The organism is Leisingera sp. MMG026, assembly GCF_021654205.1.
Taxonomy (GTDB): Bacteria; Pseudomonadota; Alphaproteobacteria; order Rhodobacterales; family Rhodobacteraceae; genus Leisingera.
This window is the reverse complement of the sequence record NZ_JAKFZM010000048.1, coordinates 14809-29339: the sequence shown is the minus strand read 5'-3', so window position 1 is coordinate 29339 and position 14531 is coordinate 14809. Positions and strand designations below refer to the sequence as shown.

The following is a 14531-nucleotide window of genomic DNA, read 5'->3' as shown; positions in this document are numbered from 1 at the left end:
GTCCAAACGCCCGCAGGCCAATCGGCACCCAAGCCCGCATTACCATCATGGATCACTACCCCCTCGGGCGGCGCCTGTACCAGCTTGAGAAAGTCCGGGTGGCTCTCATCATTTTCGACATCATAAACGTTCTTAGTTGTGAGGAGTTGCATTTTTGGCCCTTTAAAAAGTGCTGGGTATGGCACATTGGCTGGTAGCATGAATAGGATGCATGCCAACGTTTCCAGAGCGGGCCACTACCTTATAATGGCCACACATTTGGGCAGAATTGTTTCGTTTCCTAAGGTTAGGGGAAAAGGCTGGAAACTCTTCCGTCCGCTATGCTGCCTTTTTATCTGGGAACTCGTCCCATGTCCGGCCATCCAAGATGCGCCCAGTACGTTTCTTGTTGACACCGCCCCACTGCTTGAAATGGAAGGCGACTTCGGAACTGACGCATTGGTCCCGAATTGAACGAACCCAATCAGGGTCCATAAACCGAGCGCTTGGGCCACTCTCTCCACCTGCGATAGCCCAATCAATATTGCTCAGATCCAAATCTCCCACATCACCTAGTAGAGGTTCAAAGCTGATGAACTTGGTCTTCGCGCCCGTCTTTCTCAAGTTTTGGATGCGGTACTTATACTCAGCGTTTTCAACACTTACTCCCATCCAAACATTCTCCGGCCAAACAAGTTGGCTTGACCACTTTAAGAGGTTGGAGGAACGCTTGGTCAGGATTTGAAACACATGGTGAGAACAGTCCGCCATGACATTAAATACTTGCTCAACGAAATCCAACGGCACACCATCTTGGAACAAGTCGGACATGGAGTTCACAAAGATCATTTTCCCTTGCTTCCACTGGTAGGGGGTATTCAGTGAAGCTTGATCGATATGAACATGCCCGTTCCACTTAGGTCGCCCACCTGACCGACGTGTCAGCCCAGTGTATTTGGGTTGTCCCATCAACTCTAGTCTCTCAGCCATCCTCATGGCGTAACAATTGGTACAGCCGGGCGAGATGATGCTGCATCCCGCCACAGGATTCCATGTCGCTTCTGTCCATTCGATGCGAGAGTTAGTAGCCATGAGTTTTCCTAACTTGGGAAGTGAACGATGAGCCGGTTGGCGAGCGTCCCTTTGCGCCGCTTCTTCTTCTTCGGGTCAATGACCTGAATTTTGCCGCTGTCCTCCAGCTTCATAAGTACGTCTTTGTAGTGCCGCTCAAGGAAGGGGCGGTCGACACTGTGTTCCTCAAAGAGCTTGTCGAAAAGAATCTTCTCCCCTCGATAGCTTGTCGACAAGTCCGCCTCCAATTCCTCCAATGGCTGGGACAGACCATAAAGCAAAGGCATTGTTTCATCTGCGGGCGAGTAGGCGAAGGAAGCCACGCCCTGCTCAGAGGAAGAGCTTTCCTTCGCCATGATGTCTTTCATAACTTTATAGCCCTTAAAGCTCTTGGAGACGAACACAAGGTGGTGCGTGAGCTTCCCATTTTCGTTTTTGAAGCGGAAGGGAAGTACAAACTTTCCCCCCATCTCCTTCAGAGCTTGAGACAGTTCTTCGAGTACCATCTCTTGCCGCATTGCCGGATTGGCACCCGAAACTTTCAGGCGCAAGGCATCGGCGCGTTCTTCACCGAACAGCGCATCCATATGGCTTTTCACAAGGGGGTTGGTCAGGCCCGCGTTGATCCGGTTGTAGTTAAAGAAGAAAACACAGTCACATCCCCAGTCTTTAATAACTCCGTTCACAAGCTTGAGTGATAGCCCTTTGTACCCGAAGGGATCAAAGAAAGTGAAAGAAGGGATGATGGCGGTCTCGGAGAAGTACTTCTCAGCGTCCTGACCAATTTCATCATTGCCGATAACCGGCTGATTTTTCAGTGTTTCGACACCGGGAAGCTTGGCAATCTCTTTCGCCAAGGTCTGAGATTTATCTTTGTCCATGTCATTCAGGTACGCAATGAAGCTGTCCCTGATGCGGTCGTTCTGAATCGCTTTCTCGATGACCAGCAATGGAGTTGAGGCCGCGCCATCCTTGTACCTGCCCGGCCCAGCATATAGGTCAATGTAGGCGATTTTACCCCCTCCGAATCTTTTTGTCGCTCCCACTACGATGTTCGACCACGCATCGAAGTACTTCTGTACAATTCGTGCCTTGACTTGAGACTGGTCACGACGCTCTTCAAAAAAATGCTTGCCCATTTGCCTACCGTTAAAGGCTGATAGTTTCCCGCGATGGTAGAGACAAATGCCGCACAGACAATGTGAACAAAAAGCGAACACAGTGCAAGTCCTGAAATGTTGCACTTCTTGGTCGCTGCCTTTGGCTTGAATGCTGTACCGCAGTATGAGTTGAACAACATTCGCTTGAAGAGCGCAAAATCGATACTGTCATCGGCGACTTCTTCTAGGTCAGTCAGGCAGCAAAGCGTTGATCGGACAAGAACCATTTGAATGCTGTCTATTTCGTACGTGTCGTTGGGCTTGAGGTTCCGCATCTCTTGTATGTTCACAAGAGCCTTACCGTCAGATCGACCAGCAGCCCGTGAGGGCAATGCCGCTAACGCGGCCCAGGAACAACTCAGCTACACTGCGGATCGCCTCTGCCAGTAGCCTTTCCAAGTTCGGCTCACTGGGTGCAAAAGGGCGAGGCTTAGCGCAAATTCCAACCGGGATCGACTTCCAACTCTTCGGTTATCCTCTCGCCATGCAAGCTCTCCAGCGTACGCTGAAAGGTACGCTCCGGCGATGTGATGGTAGATACCAATCTCCGCTCTTCGAATTCTCGAAAAGAATGACTCGGCTTGGTTTGTTGAAGTCCCGTCGTCGGCATAAGACACAGCATGGTTGATCCGATAGGTAAGGAACCAGATGTGAAAATCGTCCCAAGCCGCCGCTTCATCTGCAAAGACAGTGGCATCACCATGAACTTTGCTCATAATTGAAAGCACAGCATCTGCTTCGCGTTTGGCCACCGTCGCGAAAGTGCGACCGCTCCGTTCTCTAGCGACAGCGACCACCAGCCTTTTGCCAGAGGTGTATTGCTTGCGCCTTCGGTCTAAACGACGCTTTCGCTCGTTCTTCGGCTTTACGTATCCACCGAAATATGCTCCATCGACTTCGACCTCATCCACAAGCTCTTCAACTGAGCTTTGAAAATCAGATAAAGCCTCCCGGATTTTGTGCAGCAGCACGAAGGCTGTTTTGTATTGGACGCCAATTCCGTGGGAAAGTTGGATCGCTGAATAACCTTTTCCCGCGCCGACGAACAGAGAGATTGCATACAGGAGAACCCTAAATGCGAGCTTGCGACCGGCAAATAAAGAACCGCTTGTAACGCTAAATTGGTGATGGCAGTGCTTGCATTTGAACTTCCGCCTTCGCGTCAGCGGATAGTATTCCCGGCTCGAACACCGTGGGCAGATCGGCTTACCGTTGGTTCTGGCCCAACGAATTTTGCAAAACATATCATAGGCCTGCGCTTCGCTCATAGTGGCAACTTCGATTGGGGGCAGGTCGCGGGCTTCTGGCGATAATAGGAAATTTTGCATGTGTACCTCACCATCAGGATTTGTGTTGAAGCTTACGCAAGCAGGTGCCTTCGCCTCCGAAACCGGAAACGTTGACCGGTCAGAGCCGACCTAGTATCGTTGAAACACTGAGGAGGCGGGGGGAATTGAACCCCACCGGGGACATTGCAACGTGGCCCGCCATCACCAGATGGACCGCCCCCATCCATGCATTGCTTGCGTCAGCAGGTTATGCTTCACCTCCCGGCACGGCTTCACGGCCTTTCGCTGGGATGTCAGAAAGTTGGGACGACGACGTGGAAGTCGGATTTCGGTTGTCGTCCCAATTTGGTGGCAAGCTGTACTCCTTCGTAAACTCGTCCTTGATCAACCTGCCTTGGTCAAAGAGCCGACAGCATTCCTTGCCAACATGTTTTTTGTGCATTGGATACTCAACAAGCTTCCGTACGAAGCGGTCTATTTCGACCGGCCTCATCGCGCACCCTTCCCGTTCGAGCACCTCAATAATCAAGCTGGCGACCGAGCGTTTTCTTGGTACCACCGTTTTCGACTGTTTAGAGTCTTGCGAAGCAATTGGGATACGCGGTTGCTTCTTCGCAGGCCTTGCACCCCGAAGGTCCAAAAGAACTGTTTCTACTAGTTCAAGTTTGGATAACTCGGCGTCATGGACGTGGATGATTTCTTCACATCGGGCAATATCCTCTCGTAACTCGTCTTTTAGAGATACGAGCTCTTCCCGTCTGCGCGCGATCAATCGAAGATCATCCATTTCGAACCTCCTCTTAGTTCGAATGGTAACCTCAATGCCTGTATCGATCAACTCCTCGGCAAGATTGAGGGTGATGAATATCATTTAAAAACAATATGTTATCCTAATTCACATTCCACTGAAATTGAGGCGGACATGTGCTCTTTAAGGCTACTTGTGCTACGCAGGATCACAGAAATCTCGGTCAACACACCTGAAATCTGAGTGGTGCGTTTGCTACCTAATACCGAAAATACCCCAGGGTGAATTGGCCCAAGGGCCAAGAGGGGCAGCGCCCCTCATACCCTCCTTCCACCTGCGTCAGGCGCGGATCATCGAGCCGGCGCCGTGATCGGTGAATAGCTCCAGCAGCACCGAATTCTGAACCCGCCCGTCGACGATGGTGCAGGCGCGCACGCCGTTGCGCACCGCATCCAGCGCGGTTTCGGTCTTGGGGATCATCCCGCCGGCAATCACGCCGCTGGCGGTCATTGCGTCGACATCCGCGGCCTTCAGCTCGGTGACCACCTCGCCGTCGCCGTTTTTGACGCCCGCCACATCGGTCAGCAGCAGCAGCCGGTCAGCCTGCAGCGCCTTGGCGATGGCCCCGGCAGCGGTGTCGCCATTGATGTTGAAGGTCTCGCCTTCCCGGCCCGCACCGATCGGGGCGATCACCGGGATCATGTCTTTTTCAAACAGACCGTACAGCACCTTGGGGTCCAATTCGGACGGCGCGCCGACAAAGCCCAGATCCGGGTCGGCCTGATCGCAGGTTATCAGATTGGCGTCCTTGCCCGACAAGCCAACGGCACGGCCGCCCTGCCGGTTGATCGCCTGCACGATACGCTTGTTGACGACGCCGGACAAAACCATCTCCACCACCTCCATGGTGGCGGCATCGGTGACCCGCTTGCCGTTGACGAACTCAGACTGGATCTGCAGCTTTTCCAGCATCGCATTGATCATCGGTCCGCCGCCGTGGACGATCACAGGGTTCACCCCCACTTGGCGCATCAGCACGATATCGCGGGCAAAGGTCTCCATCGCCTCGTCGCTGCCCATGGCGTGACCGCCCAGCTTGATGACAACAATGGCCCCGTCATAGCGCTGCAGATAGGGCAGGGCGCTTGAGAGGGTCTCGGCAGTGGCAATCCAGTCGCGGTTCATGTTTTGTGTCTTCATCGCTGTCATCATTCCTTTGACAGAAGGGTTTAGGCGGTTCCGGGGCCGCTGCCAAGCGTTGCGTGCGGCACGCCGGGCGCCGCCGCAGGCGGGAGGCCATTGCGGTTGCCTGTGCCGGTGGTAGGCTCAGCCTGGAAATCTCCTGTGAGGATCAACAGATGCGTCAGAAGACCTTGCTATTGACCGGCGCCAGCCGCGGTATCGGCCATGCGACGGTGCGCCGCTTCAACCGCGAAGGCTGGCGGGTTATCACCTGCTCGCGGCATCCGTTCCCGGCGGAATGCCCTTGGGGCGGCGGCCAGGAAAACCATGTGCAATTGGACCTGTCAGACCCGTCGGACACGATCAACGCGGTGGGCCAGATCCAGGACCTGCTGGACGGCCGCTTGGACGCGCTGGTCAACAATGCCGGGATCTCGCCGAAAGGGCCGGACGGCGAGCGGCTCAGCACGCTGGATACTGATCTGATGGATTGGGGCAAAGTATTTCACGTGAATTTCTTCAGCTCGGTTGTGCTGGCGCGGGGGTTGAAGGAGGAACTGGCAGCCGCCAAAGGGTCCGTCGTCAATGTGACCTCTATTGCGGGCAGCCGGGTGCACCCCTTTGCCGGGGCCGCCTATGCCACCTCCAAGGCGGCACTGGCGGCGCTGACGCGGGAGATGGCGCATGACTTCGGCCCCTTGGGGGTGCGGGTCAATGCCATTGCACCGGGCGAGGTGGAAACCGCGATCCTGTCGCCAGGCACCGACAAGATTGTCGAGAAGCTGCCGATGCAGCGGCTGGGCCAGCCCGAGGAGGTGGCCTCGGCGATCTATTTCCTGTGCTCGGAAGGGAGTTCCTACATCTCCGGCGCCGAGATTGAGGTGAACGGCGCGCAGCACGTTTGATTGCGGGCACACCGCCCGGCCTTAAGGCCGGGCGGCGCTCTGTCAGCTTACCGCGCGTTTCAGCACCGGCAGGTTGCCCAGCAGCAGCACGTCAATCGCCAGCACCGCCAGCAGCAGCAGGCCGGTCAGCGGGAAGGCCAGCGAGACCAGCACGGCAATCAGCGCAGCCCCCTTCCAGAACGGCATCTCTGCCGGTTCCGGCGGTGCGGCCAGGCGGCTGGCACCTGCGGGGCGGCGTTTCATCCACATTACCAGGCCGGAGACGCAGACAAAAATCACTGCCAGGCAGAACACCACGTTCAGCACGAAGCTCCAGGTGCCCATCAGCCCCATGTGGAAGGGGATGCTGACGGCCATTGCCTTGCCCGCGAGCGAGTAGTCCTCGTATTTCACGTCAGCGAGAACCTTGCCGCTGTACTGGTCAATATGAATGGTGCGGTCGATGAAAGGATCGTCGCCGTCGCCGCTCATGCTGTCGCGGTTGATGGTCCAGACGCCATTTCCGCCGCCGGGATAGGCCAAGCGGAAGCGGCCCTCCATCCCCAAAGCGCGGCCTAGGGCGATAATGTTGCCTGCGTCTACAGGCTGGCCTTCGGAAATGCCGGTAATCCCGGCCTCAGAGCCGGAAGCAGGCATCGGGGTCTGCTCCAGCGCCCAGGGCACATCATTGGTGGCGCCGTGGTTCATGCTGGCGTGGATGTCGTCGGAAAGGGGCACGTTGTCCCATTTGGCTGCCGGAAAGGTGCTCCAGGCCTGCATCATCTGGCCGCCCCAGATGCCGGTCCACGACAGGCCGGAGATCAGGAAGATGACCAGCAGCGCTGACATCCAGAAGCCGGTGACCGCGTGCAGGTTCTTCCACAGGGCGCGGCCCTTGGCGCGGAAATTAGGGACAAAGGCACTGGCGGCATTGCCGCGCGGCCACCACAGGTACAGCCCGGTGAGCACCAGCACGATGCCAAGGCCCGCGGCGATCTCGATCAGCCGGTCGCCGGTGTCGCCGATCAACAGGGTCGAATGGACGTTGTCGGCCAGATCATACCAGCCTGCGCGGCGGTCCCATGTCTCGATCACTTCGCCAGTGTACTGGTTCAGTGCCACCAGACGCTGGCCAGCCTCGGTTTTGACGCGGAAAACGGCGGCCAGATCCGGCGCCTTGGGGCCGATCCATTCGGCAATGGTGCCGGGCTGGGCGGCCAGCACGGCGGCGGATTGATCAGCGATGCTGAGTTCAGCCGTGCCCTGGGTAACGGTGATGGTCTCGCCGTCGCGGCCGTCGAACTGGGTGATGAACATCATCATCAGGCCAGTGACAGCCAGCATGATCAGGAACGGCACCACAAACAGGCCGGCGTAGAAGTGCCAGCGCCAGGCGGCGAAGTAGAATTTCTCGGACAGCGGGCGCGATTGGCCCGCGGATTGCGGTTGGCTGGTCGCCATGGGACTCTCCATGTCAGGGCGCCGGGCACAGATGTGCCGGCAGGTATATTGGGGGGGGATGAAAGGGTCAGGACCCATTGATCCGGCCAGGTCCAGACATTGCTGCACGGGAGAACGGGCCGGGCGTTGATCCAATGCAGCAAAGCAGACAGGCGGCGCGGCTGTCAGGCGGCGGGCAGGGGGGACCTGTGCGCTCAGCCAGTGCCGGTGGCTGGATGAAAGGGGGCTGACCCTAGGCCGCGGCGGGCGGGCCGCGGGCGTCGTAGCGCCAGTGGAAACCGGCGCTGTGATGAGTGAACACCTCGCGTGACCAGCGGTCGGCCAGCGGTGCATCAAGGCTGAGGTGCAGCGTGCCGTCCGGCAGCAAAGCCGCCGTGGTAAACCCGGAGAAGGGGCAGCTGCGGTCGTCCATTGGTTCAGCAGGATCATGTGAACCATCATCACCCGGATCGACCCAGGCCTCCTGCACGCCATCGGTGGTGCAGATCACCAGCAGCACCTTGCCGTCCTGTGCGGTGCTTGGCATCCAGCCGGCCGGGATCAGCCCGGCAACGGCCAGGGCGATCACAACCAGAAAGGAGGACAAGCAGCGCAGCATGCGGTTACAGCCCGGCGATGATCGAGCGCAGAGTGGCGATGCCGTCGCCCTTCTCGGACGAGGTCAGGACGATCTCAGGGTAAGCGGCGGGGTGTTTGGACAAGGCGTCCTTCACCTGCTCCAGCACCTTGGCGCGGTCCGTTTCCTTGACCTTGTCGGCCTTGGTCATGACGCATTGGAAGGTAACGGCAGAGCTGTCCAGCAGCTTCATGATCTCGGCGTCCACCGCCTTGATCCCGTGGCGGCTGTCAATCAGCACAAAAGCGCGGCGCAGATTCTGGCGGCCTGACAGGTAGCGTTTCAAGAGCTTCTGCCACTGCTCCACCACTTTCAGCGGCGCGTTGGCATAGCCATAGCCGGGCAGGTCGACCAGATACAGCTCGGGGCCTTGAGTGAAGAAGTTGATTTCTTGCGTGCGGCCCGGAGTATTGGAGGCCCGCGCGATGCCCTTGGTTCCGGTCAGCGCGTTGATCAGGCTCGACTTGCCGACGTTGGAACGGCCGGCAAAGCAGACCTCCAGCCGGTCGGCATCGGGCAGGCCGTTCATCGCAACCACGCCTTTCAGGAACTCGGTCTCGCCCGCAAACAGCTTGCGGCCTTTTTCGGCAGAGATGTCATCCGGCGCCTCGGCCAGGGAGAATTGCATTTGCATCACAGCACCTTTACCGCGTCGCCAAGACGGATCTCACCGCTGCGCACCACTTCGGCGTAAACAGAGAAATCCTGGTGGCCCCAGTTGTCTTTCAGGGTCTTGAGCGTATCGGCGTCGCGTTCGCCGGTTTCGGGATTGGCGGTGGTTGCCAGGCAGCGCACCGCCCGTTCACGCACCGCAAAAACAGCCTCGCCGATCTGCACTTCGCGGCCCAGCCAGTCGTTTTCGGTCCAGGCCTCATCCAGATCGAACCAGATGTTGCCGCGCCAGCGCTTGGGCGACAAGTCATGACCGATGGCCTGTTCCACAGCCCGGTGAGAGGCCCGGTTGCACAGGGTAACCGAGGGGAAAGGGGTATCGGTCATGCCGCGGCCCGGCACCCGGATGATCCGGGCAGAGGCGGCACGGTCCGCCGGGGTCAGCGGCTTCTCCCAATCAAGGAAACGTTGCAGGTCCGCAGGATTTTCCGGGTCGAATGTCAGGTCAGGCCGCTGCGGGTGAGTCAGCGTCAGCTGGCCGCTGGCATCGTCCAGGCGGGCATTGATGGCCATCAGCCCGGGCGCCTTGGAGCCGCGGGTGAAGTTCTGGCAGGGCGCCCATTCGGAACCGTCCGCCTTGGAGACTTCATGCGCCACCGCCCAAACGCGATCGCCGGGCATGGTTTGCCCGGCGGTCAGGGTTACATTTTCCAGCGCTTCACGCCCGTGGGATTTGAGCGGGTGGCGCCAGATGTCCGTAACTTGGTGCGTCATCAGCTGTCAGCCTTCGGCTTCTTCTTGAAGCCCGACTTGATGTTGCCGAACACGTCCGGCTTGTAGCCGTGGCTGCGCATGATCAGGTACTGCTGGCTGAAGGTGATCGTGTTGTTGGCAATCCAGTAGACCACCAGGCCGGAGGCAAAGCCGCCGAGCATGAACATGAACACCCAGGGCATCCAGGCAAAGATCATCTGCTGGGTCGGGTCGGTGGGCGCCGGGTTCAGTTTCTGCTGCAGCCACATCGAGATGCCGAGCAGGATCGGCAGGATGCCGATAAAGACCAGCGCCATGATGCTTTCCGGTGCCGGGGAGGCAAAGGGCAGCAGGCCAAAGAGGTTCATGATCGAGGTCGGATCCGGCGCGCTGAGGTCCTGGAAGGGACCGAAGAAGGGCGCGTGGCGCAGTTCCAGGGTGACGAAGATCACCTTGTAGAGCGAGAAGAAGATCGGGATCTGGATCAGGATCGGCAGGCAGCCCGCGGCGGGGTTCACTTTTTCCCGCTTGTAAAGCTCCATCATCTCCTTTTGCATCTTCTGGCGGTCGTCGCCGGTGCGCTCCTTAAGCTTCTCCATTTCCGGCTGAAGCTCTTTCATCTTGGCCATCGAGGCATAAGATTTATAGGCCAGCGGGAACACCAGGATCTTGATCACCACGGTCAGGCCGATGATAGCCCAGCCCATGTTGCCGATCAGCACGTTCAGATTGTGCAAGAGCCAGAACATCGGCTTGGTCAGGAAGAAAAACCAGCCCCAGTCGATGACATCCAGGAAGCCTTGGATGCCTCCCTTTTCATAGCCGCGGATGGCTTCCCATTCCTTGGCGCCGGCAAACAGCTGGGTGGTAACTTCAGAGGACTGGCCCTCTGCCACGGTGATGGTCGGCAGCACGATGTCGGTCTGATAGATCTCGCGGCGTTCGTCGAATTTCGCGATTGAGCGGAAGGCCTGGCCTGGTTCGGGGATCAGGGTCGACATCCAGTAGTGATCGGTAAAACCGATCCAGCCGTTCTCTGCGACCTGTTTGACCTCGGCCCGGGAGCCGTCGCGCGGGTCGGGCTCAAAGTCGGCCATGTCGTCATAGTCGGTTTCGGCCAGTTCGGCGTCGGACATTCCAACCAGGCCTTCGTGCAGGATGAAGAAGTTCTTCAGGTCCGCAGGCTGGCCATGGCGGGCCAGGGTGCCGTAGGGCGCCAGGGCGACGCTGCCGCCGGAGGCATTGGCCACCGACTGGGTGACCGAGAACATGTAATCCTCATCCACCGCGATGGTGCGGGAGAAGGTCAGGCCCTTGCCGTTGTCCCAGGTCAGGGTGACGGGGCTGTCGGTGGTCAGGGCGGCGTCTGCCGGCGCGGTCCAGATGGTGTTGGCACCCGGCACATCGTCCAGCGACAGGCCCGCACCCGGCGCCCAGCCGTAGAGCGCGTAATAAGCACCTGCGTCGCCCACGGGCTTCAGCAGTTTGACGATCGGAGACCCCTCGTCCAGCTTCTCGCGGTAGTCCTTCAGCGACAGATCGTCGATCCGGCCGCCCTGCAGCGAGATGCTGCCGGCCAGGCGCGCGGTGTCGATGGCAACGCGCGGCGCATCGGGGGCTTCGGCCTCTTCCGCGGCGGTCTCTGCCACCGCGTCTGCGGAGGCGCTGGGGGCCAGGGCGGTATCGCCTGCGGGCGCGGATTCGCTGACCGCGGTTTCAGGCGCTTGTTCCGGCTCTGGCGGCGGGAAAAAGGTGTACCACCCCAGGATCACCAGAAAGCTGAGTACGGTTGCGAGAATAAGATTTTTGTTCTGATCGTCCATTGGGGACTGCCACCTCGTGTAGGGAAGGACACGTGGGGTTCAACAGAGGTGGGCCGCAAAGGTCAAGCAGAATCGCGGCGCGCCGGGGCGGCATAGGGCCCTGGCGCAGCAGAAAATCAATGGAATTGAGTATTCAGGGGGTCTGGCGGCCGATCGCAGGCGTGTCCTGCAATTTGGCTTCATGGGACGTGATCCAGTCCAGCGTCTGGTCGAACGGCATCGGGCGGCCGATGCCGAAGCCCTGCACATGGCCGCAGCCCAGCTGCGCCAGCAGTGCGTGTTCGCCTGCGGTTTCGACCCCTTCGGCCAGGGTTTCCAGCTCCAGCCGTTCGGCCATGGTAAGGATCGCGGAGATCAGTTTCTGCTGTTCCGGATCCTGATCCGCTTTCATCACAAAGGAGCGGTCGATCTTGATGCGGGAGATGCTGAAGCGGCGCACCGCGGCGATGGAGGCATGGCCGGTGCCGAAATCATCCAGATCGATGTGGCAGCCCATTTCGCTGAGGGCGAGGATGTTGCGGGTGATCACGTCGTCGGGCTGATCGGTCATCACGGTTTCCAGGATCTCCACACACAGGCGGCTGGGCGGCAGCTCAAATCGTTCAAGCTCCCATTTGATGCGCCCTGCAAGACCGGGATTGCGCAGTTCCTGAGTGGCAAAGTTCACCCCGACACAAGGCACCTGGACGCCGGCGGCATCCCAGGCCTTGATCGCCACCAGGGAATTGTAAAGCATCACCTGGCTCAGCCGGTCCATCAGCCCGGCTTCCTCCAGTGCGGGCAGGAAAGTCGAGGGCGGGATCAGCCCCTGCACCGGGTGCGACCAGCGGGCCAATGCCTCGAACCCGGAAACCCGGCCGGTGTCGGTGCAGATCTGCGGCTGGAACCAAGCCTGAATCTGACCGGATTCCAGGGCCGAAGCAGCCTCTTCACGCAGGTTGGAACGGGTCCCGCCGCGCCCGGACATATCCACCGAAAAGGCGCGGATGCCGCCCGGGCCATTGCTTTGCGCCTCGGCCAGGGCCGTCACGGCGGCGCCGGTCCAGTCGGACCCGGTCTTACCCGGAGCCCGGTTGCGCTGGCAAAAGCCGATGGAGCAGGTCACGTAGATGTTGGTGCCATCCAGCGGCACAGGTTCCTCGGCGGCGGTCTGCATCCGGCCGGCCAGCTGGATGCACAATTCCAGATCCAGCTGCAGGGTCGGGGCCAGGCAGATGGCAAAGCGGCTGTCGCCGATCCGGGCAATTGTATCGTGCTGGCGCAGGATCGAGGCGATCTGCGTGCCGCAGTGCTGAACGATACGGTCGCCGGCCTCAAGCCCGTGCCGGTCCGCCATTTCTTTGTAATCGTCCAGTTCCAGGATGAAGACCGCGGAGCGCAGATCCGTTTCCGCGCATTCGTCATAGATGCGCGCGGTCTCATGCTCGAACCCGTCGCGCAGCATCATGCCGGTGACACTGTCGCGCGGCAGGCCGCCGCCGCCGCCCAGTTTGCTGAACCCGCCGGCGACGGCAATCAGCACCGGCAGGCCAAGTGCCACCGAAAGCAATGCGGTTTCGCCGCCGAGCCAATAGGTGGCCAGGGTCAGGGCAGGCAGGAAAGCGAGCACAGGCGGCCCGAAAAGTGCCGGGGCAAGGGTTTGCCGGAGCCGTGCCAGGAGACCTGATCCTGTGTTTGTCATTCTCAGACCTTTCGTCTGCAGCCAGTCGTTCCGGCATGAGACTAGGGTGCTGATCTAACCCGGGAGTTAACGCAGCTTGGGAATATCCGGTATTTCCGGCCCGGAATCCGGGTTCTTCAGTTCCAAACCGGCAAAATCGAACAGTTTCGGATCCAGCAGGTGCGAAGGCCGGGCATTCATCAATGCGCGGAACATCACCTGGCGGCGGCCCGGGCTGTTTGATTCCCACTGATCCAGGATCTGTTTCACCTGCTGACGCTGCAGCCCGTCCTGGCTGCCGCACAGGTCGCAGGGGATGATCGGATAGTTCATGGAACGGGCGAATTTTTCGCAATCGGCCTCGGCCACATGGGCCAGCGGGCGGAACACAAAGAGGTCGCCTTCCTCGTTCACCAGTTTTGGCGGCATGGTCGCGAGCCGGCCGCCGTGAAAGAGATTCATGAAGAAGGTTTCCAGAATGTCGTCCCGGTGGTGGCCGAGCACCACGGCGGAGCAGCCCTCTTCGCGCGCGATACGGTACAGGTTGCCGCGGCGCAGGCGCGAACAGAGCGCGCAAAATGTCCGGCCCTGCGGAACCTTGTCCATCACGATGGAATAAGTGTCCTGATATTCGATCCGGTGCGGCACGCCCATCTTTTCGAGGAACTCCGGCAGCACCGTGGCCGGAAAACCGGGCTGGCCCTGATCCAGGTTGCAGGCGAGCAGGTCCACCGGCAGCAGGCCGCGCCACTTCAGCTCATAAAGAACCGCCAGCAGGGTATAGCTGTCTTTGCCGCCCGACAGGCAGACCAGCCACTTGGGCGTGCTGCCGTCCGTGCGGCGCTCCACCATGCCGTATTGGTCGATCGCCTCACGGGCATAGCGCACAATGCGCTTCCTGAGTTTCTTGAACTCGGTGGTCGAGGGGGCGCCGGCAAACAGCGGGTGGATTTCGTCCAGATCATCATCAAGCATGGGCGCGCCCTAGCTGAGGAAGTGCGTTTTGCCAAGAAAAAAAGGTGTTCCGGCTTCAGTCCTTGCTGCCGGGCACCGGGTCATAACCGTCACCGCCAAGCGGATGGCAGCGCCCGATCCGGCGGGCAGTAAGCCAGGCGCCCTTGATTGCGCCATGCTTTTCCAGCGCTTCCAGCGCGTAGGCCGAGCAGGTGGGCTGGTAGCGGCAGTTGAAGCCGACCCAGGGGCTGAACAGCAGCCGGTAGGCGCGCACAGGCAGGGCGAGGATATGGGCCAGCGGGGTCATGCGGGTTAGATAGGGTGAGCTGCGCCGCATGG

14 protein-coding genes are annotated in these 14531 nt (G+C 59.5%); 1 reads left to right on the top strand and 13 read right to left on the bottom strand.

Annotation, left to right across the window (positions count from 1 at the left end; translation table 11 throughout):
* Positions 1-318: 318 nt before the first annotated feature.
* From L1069_RS19930 to argB, 5 genes are all read right to left on the bottom strand, one after another.
* A complete protein-coding gene (locus L1069_RS19930; RefSeq protein WP_237456821.1) occupies positions 319-1071 on the bottom strand; it encodes a phage Gp37/Gp68 family protein in 753 nt (250 codons plus the stop codon).
* Positions 1072-1079: 8 nt separating this feature from the next.
* On the bottom strand, positions 1080-2189 hold the full coding sequence (locus L1069_RS19925; protein WP_237456820.1) for a three-Cys-motif partner protein TcmP: 1110 nt from the start codon (positions 2187-2189) through the stop codon (positions 1080-1082).
* Between the two features lie 383 nt (positions 2190-2572).
* Positions 2573-3538, bottom strand: a complete 966-nt coding sequence (locus tag L1069_RS19920; RefSeq protein ID WP_237456819.1) for an IS1595 family transposase — start codon at positions 3536-3538, stop codon at positions 2573-2575.
* Positions 3539-3746: 208 nt separating this feature from the next.
* The gene (locus L1069_RS19915) at positions 3747-4286 is read right to left on the bottom strand and encodes a hypothetical protein (RefSeq protein ID WP_237456818.1); all 540 of its coding nucleotides are present in this window, start codon (positions 4284-4286) and stop codon (positions 3747-3749) included.
* Positions 4287-4586: 300 nt separating this feature from the next.
* On the bottom strand, positions 4587-5447 hold the full coding sequence (gene argB / locus L1069_RS19910; RefSeq protein WP_129372189.1) for an acetylglutamate kinase: 861 nt from the start codon (positions 5445-5447) through the stop codon (positions 4587-4589).
* 158 nt (positions 5448-5605) lie between these two features.
* On the opposite strand from argB, the gene L1069_RS19905 reads away from it, so the two are divergent.
* Positions 5606-6334 (top strand): SDR family oxidoreductase, encoded by a 729-nt coding sequence (locus L1069_RS19905; RefSeq protein WP_129372188.1) that lies wholly within the window; start codon positions 5606-5608, stop codon positions 6332-6334.
* Between the two features lie 42 nt (positions 6335-6376).
* Here L1069_RS19905 and L1069_RS19900 read toward each other — a convergent pair whose 3' ends face one another.
* The 8 genes from L1069_RS19900 to yidD all read right to left on the bottom strand — a co-directional run bounded on the left by L1069_RS19900 (position 6377) and on the right by yidD (position 14499).
* A complete protein-coding gene (locus L1069_RS19900) occupies positions 6377-7774 on the bottom strand; it encodes a PepSY domain-containing protein (protein WP_237456817.1) in 1398 nt (465 codons plus the stop codon).
* Between the two features lie 232 nt (positions 7775-8006).
* Positions 8007-8372 (bottom strand): DUF2946 family protein, encoded by a 366-nt coding sequence (locus L1069_RS19895; protein WP_134828810.1) that lies wholly within the window; start codon positions 8370-8372, stop codon positions 8007-8009.
* 4 nt (positions 8373-8376) lie between these two features.
* Positions 8377-9024: a ribosome biogenesis GTP-binding protein YihA/YsxC gene (gene yihA / locus L1069_RS19890; RefSeq protein ID WP_211038370.1), complete on the bottom strand. Its 648-nt coding sequence runs from the start codon at positions 9022-9024 to the stop codon at positions 8377-8379.
* A complete protein-coding gene (locus L1069_RS19885; protein WP_237456816.1) occupies positions 9024-9776 on the bottom strand; it encodes an MOSC N-terminal beta barrel domain-containing protein in 753 nt (250 codons plus the stop codon). The genes yihA and L1069_RS19885 overlap by 1 nt, the downstream gene beginning before the upstream one ends.
* Complete coding sequence (yidC, locus tag L1069_RS19880) at positions 9776-11578, bottom strand: membrane protein insertase YidC (protein WP_237456815.1); 1803 nt, start codon at positions 11576-11578, stop codon at positions 9776-9778. Before yidC ends, L1069_RS19885 begins: the two co-directional genes overlap by 1 nt.
* Positions 11579-11711: 133 nt before the next feature.
* Positions 11712-13259 (bottom strand): bifunctional diguanylate cyclase/phosphodiesterase, encoded by a 1548-nt coding sequence (locus tag L1069_RS19875; protein ID WP_237456814.1) that lies wholly within the window; start codon positions 13257-13259, stop codon positions 11712-11714.
* A 66-nt stretch (positions 13260-13325) separates the two neighbouring features.
* A complete protein-coding gene (gene ttcA / locus L1069_RS19870; RefSeq protein ID WP_134828814.1) occupies positions 13326-14213 on the bottom strand; it encodes a tRNA 2-thiocytidine(32) synthetase TtcA in 888 nt (295 codons plus the stop codon).
* 55 nt (positions 14214-14268) lie between these two features.
* Positions 14269-14499 (bottom strand): membrane protein insertion efficiency factor YidD, encoded by a 231-nt coding sequence (yidD, locus tag L1069_RS19865; protein WP_237456823.1) that lies wholly within the window; start codon positions 14497-14499, stop codon positions 14269-14271.
* Between the last annotated feature and the right edge of the window lie 32 nt (positions 14500-14531).

Coding starts and splice junctions, on each gene's coding strand:
- L1069_RS19930 (WP_237456821.1), bottom strand. CDS start 1,071: ATGGCTACTAACTCTCGCATCGAATGGACAGAAGCGACATGGAATCCT.
- L1069_RS19925 (WP_237456820.1), bottom strand. CDS start 2,189: ATGGGCAAGCATTTTTTTGAAGAGCGTCGTGACCAGTCTCAAGTCAAG.
- L1069_RS19920 (WP_237456819.1), bottom strand. CDS start 3,538: ATGCAAAATTTCCTATTATCGCCAGAAGCCCGCGACCTGCCCCCAATC.
- L1069_RS19915 (WP_237456818.1), bottom strand. CDS start 4,286: ATGGATGATCTTCGATTGATCGCGCGCAGACGGGAAGAGCTCGTATCT.
- argB (WP_129372189.1), bottom strand. CDS start 5,447: ATGAAGACACAAAACATGAACCGCGACTGGATTGCCACTGCCGAGACC.
- L1069_RS19905 (WP_129372188.1), top strand. CDS start 5,606: ATGCGTCAGAAGACCTTGCTATTGACCGGCGCCAGCCGCGGTATCGGC.
- L1069_RS19900 (WP_237456817.1), bottom strand. CDS start 7,774: ATGGCGACCAGCCAACCGCAATCCGCGGGCCAATCGCGCCCGCTGTCC.
- L1069_RS19895 (WP_134828810.1), bottom strand. CDS start 8,372: ATGCTGCGCTGCTTGTCCTCCTTTCTGGTTGTGATCGCCCTGGCCGTT.
- yihA (WP_211038370.1), bottom strand. CDS start 9,024: ATGCAAATGCAATTCTCCCTGGCCGAGGCGCCGGATGACATCTCTGCC.
- L1069_RS19885 (WP_237456816.1), bottom strand. CDS start 9,776: ATGACGCACCAAGTTACGGACATCTGGCGCCACCCGCTCAAATCCCAC.
- yidC (WP_237456815.1), bottom strand. CDS start 11,578: ATGGACGATCAGAACAAAAATCTTATTCTCGCAACCGTACTCAGCTTT.
- L1069_RS19875 (WP_237456814.1), bottom strand. CDS start 13,259: ATGACAAACACAGGATCAGGTCTCCTGGCACGGCTCCGGCAAACCCTT.
- ttcA (WP_134828814.1), bottom strand. CDS start 14,213: ATGCTTGATGATGATCTGGACGAAATCCACCCGCTGTTTGCCGGCGCC.
- yidD (WP_237456823.1), bottom strand. CDS start 14,499: ATGACCCCGCTGGCCCATATCCTCGCCCTGCCTGTGCGCGCCTACCGG.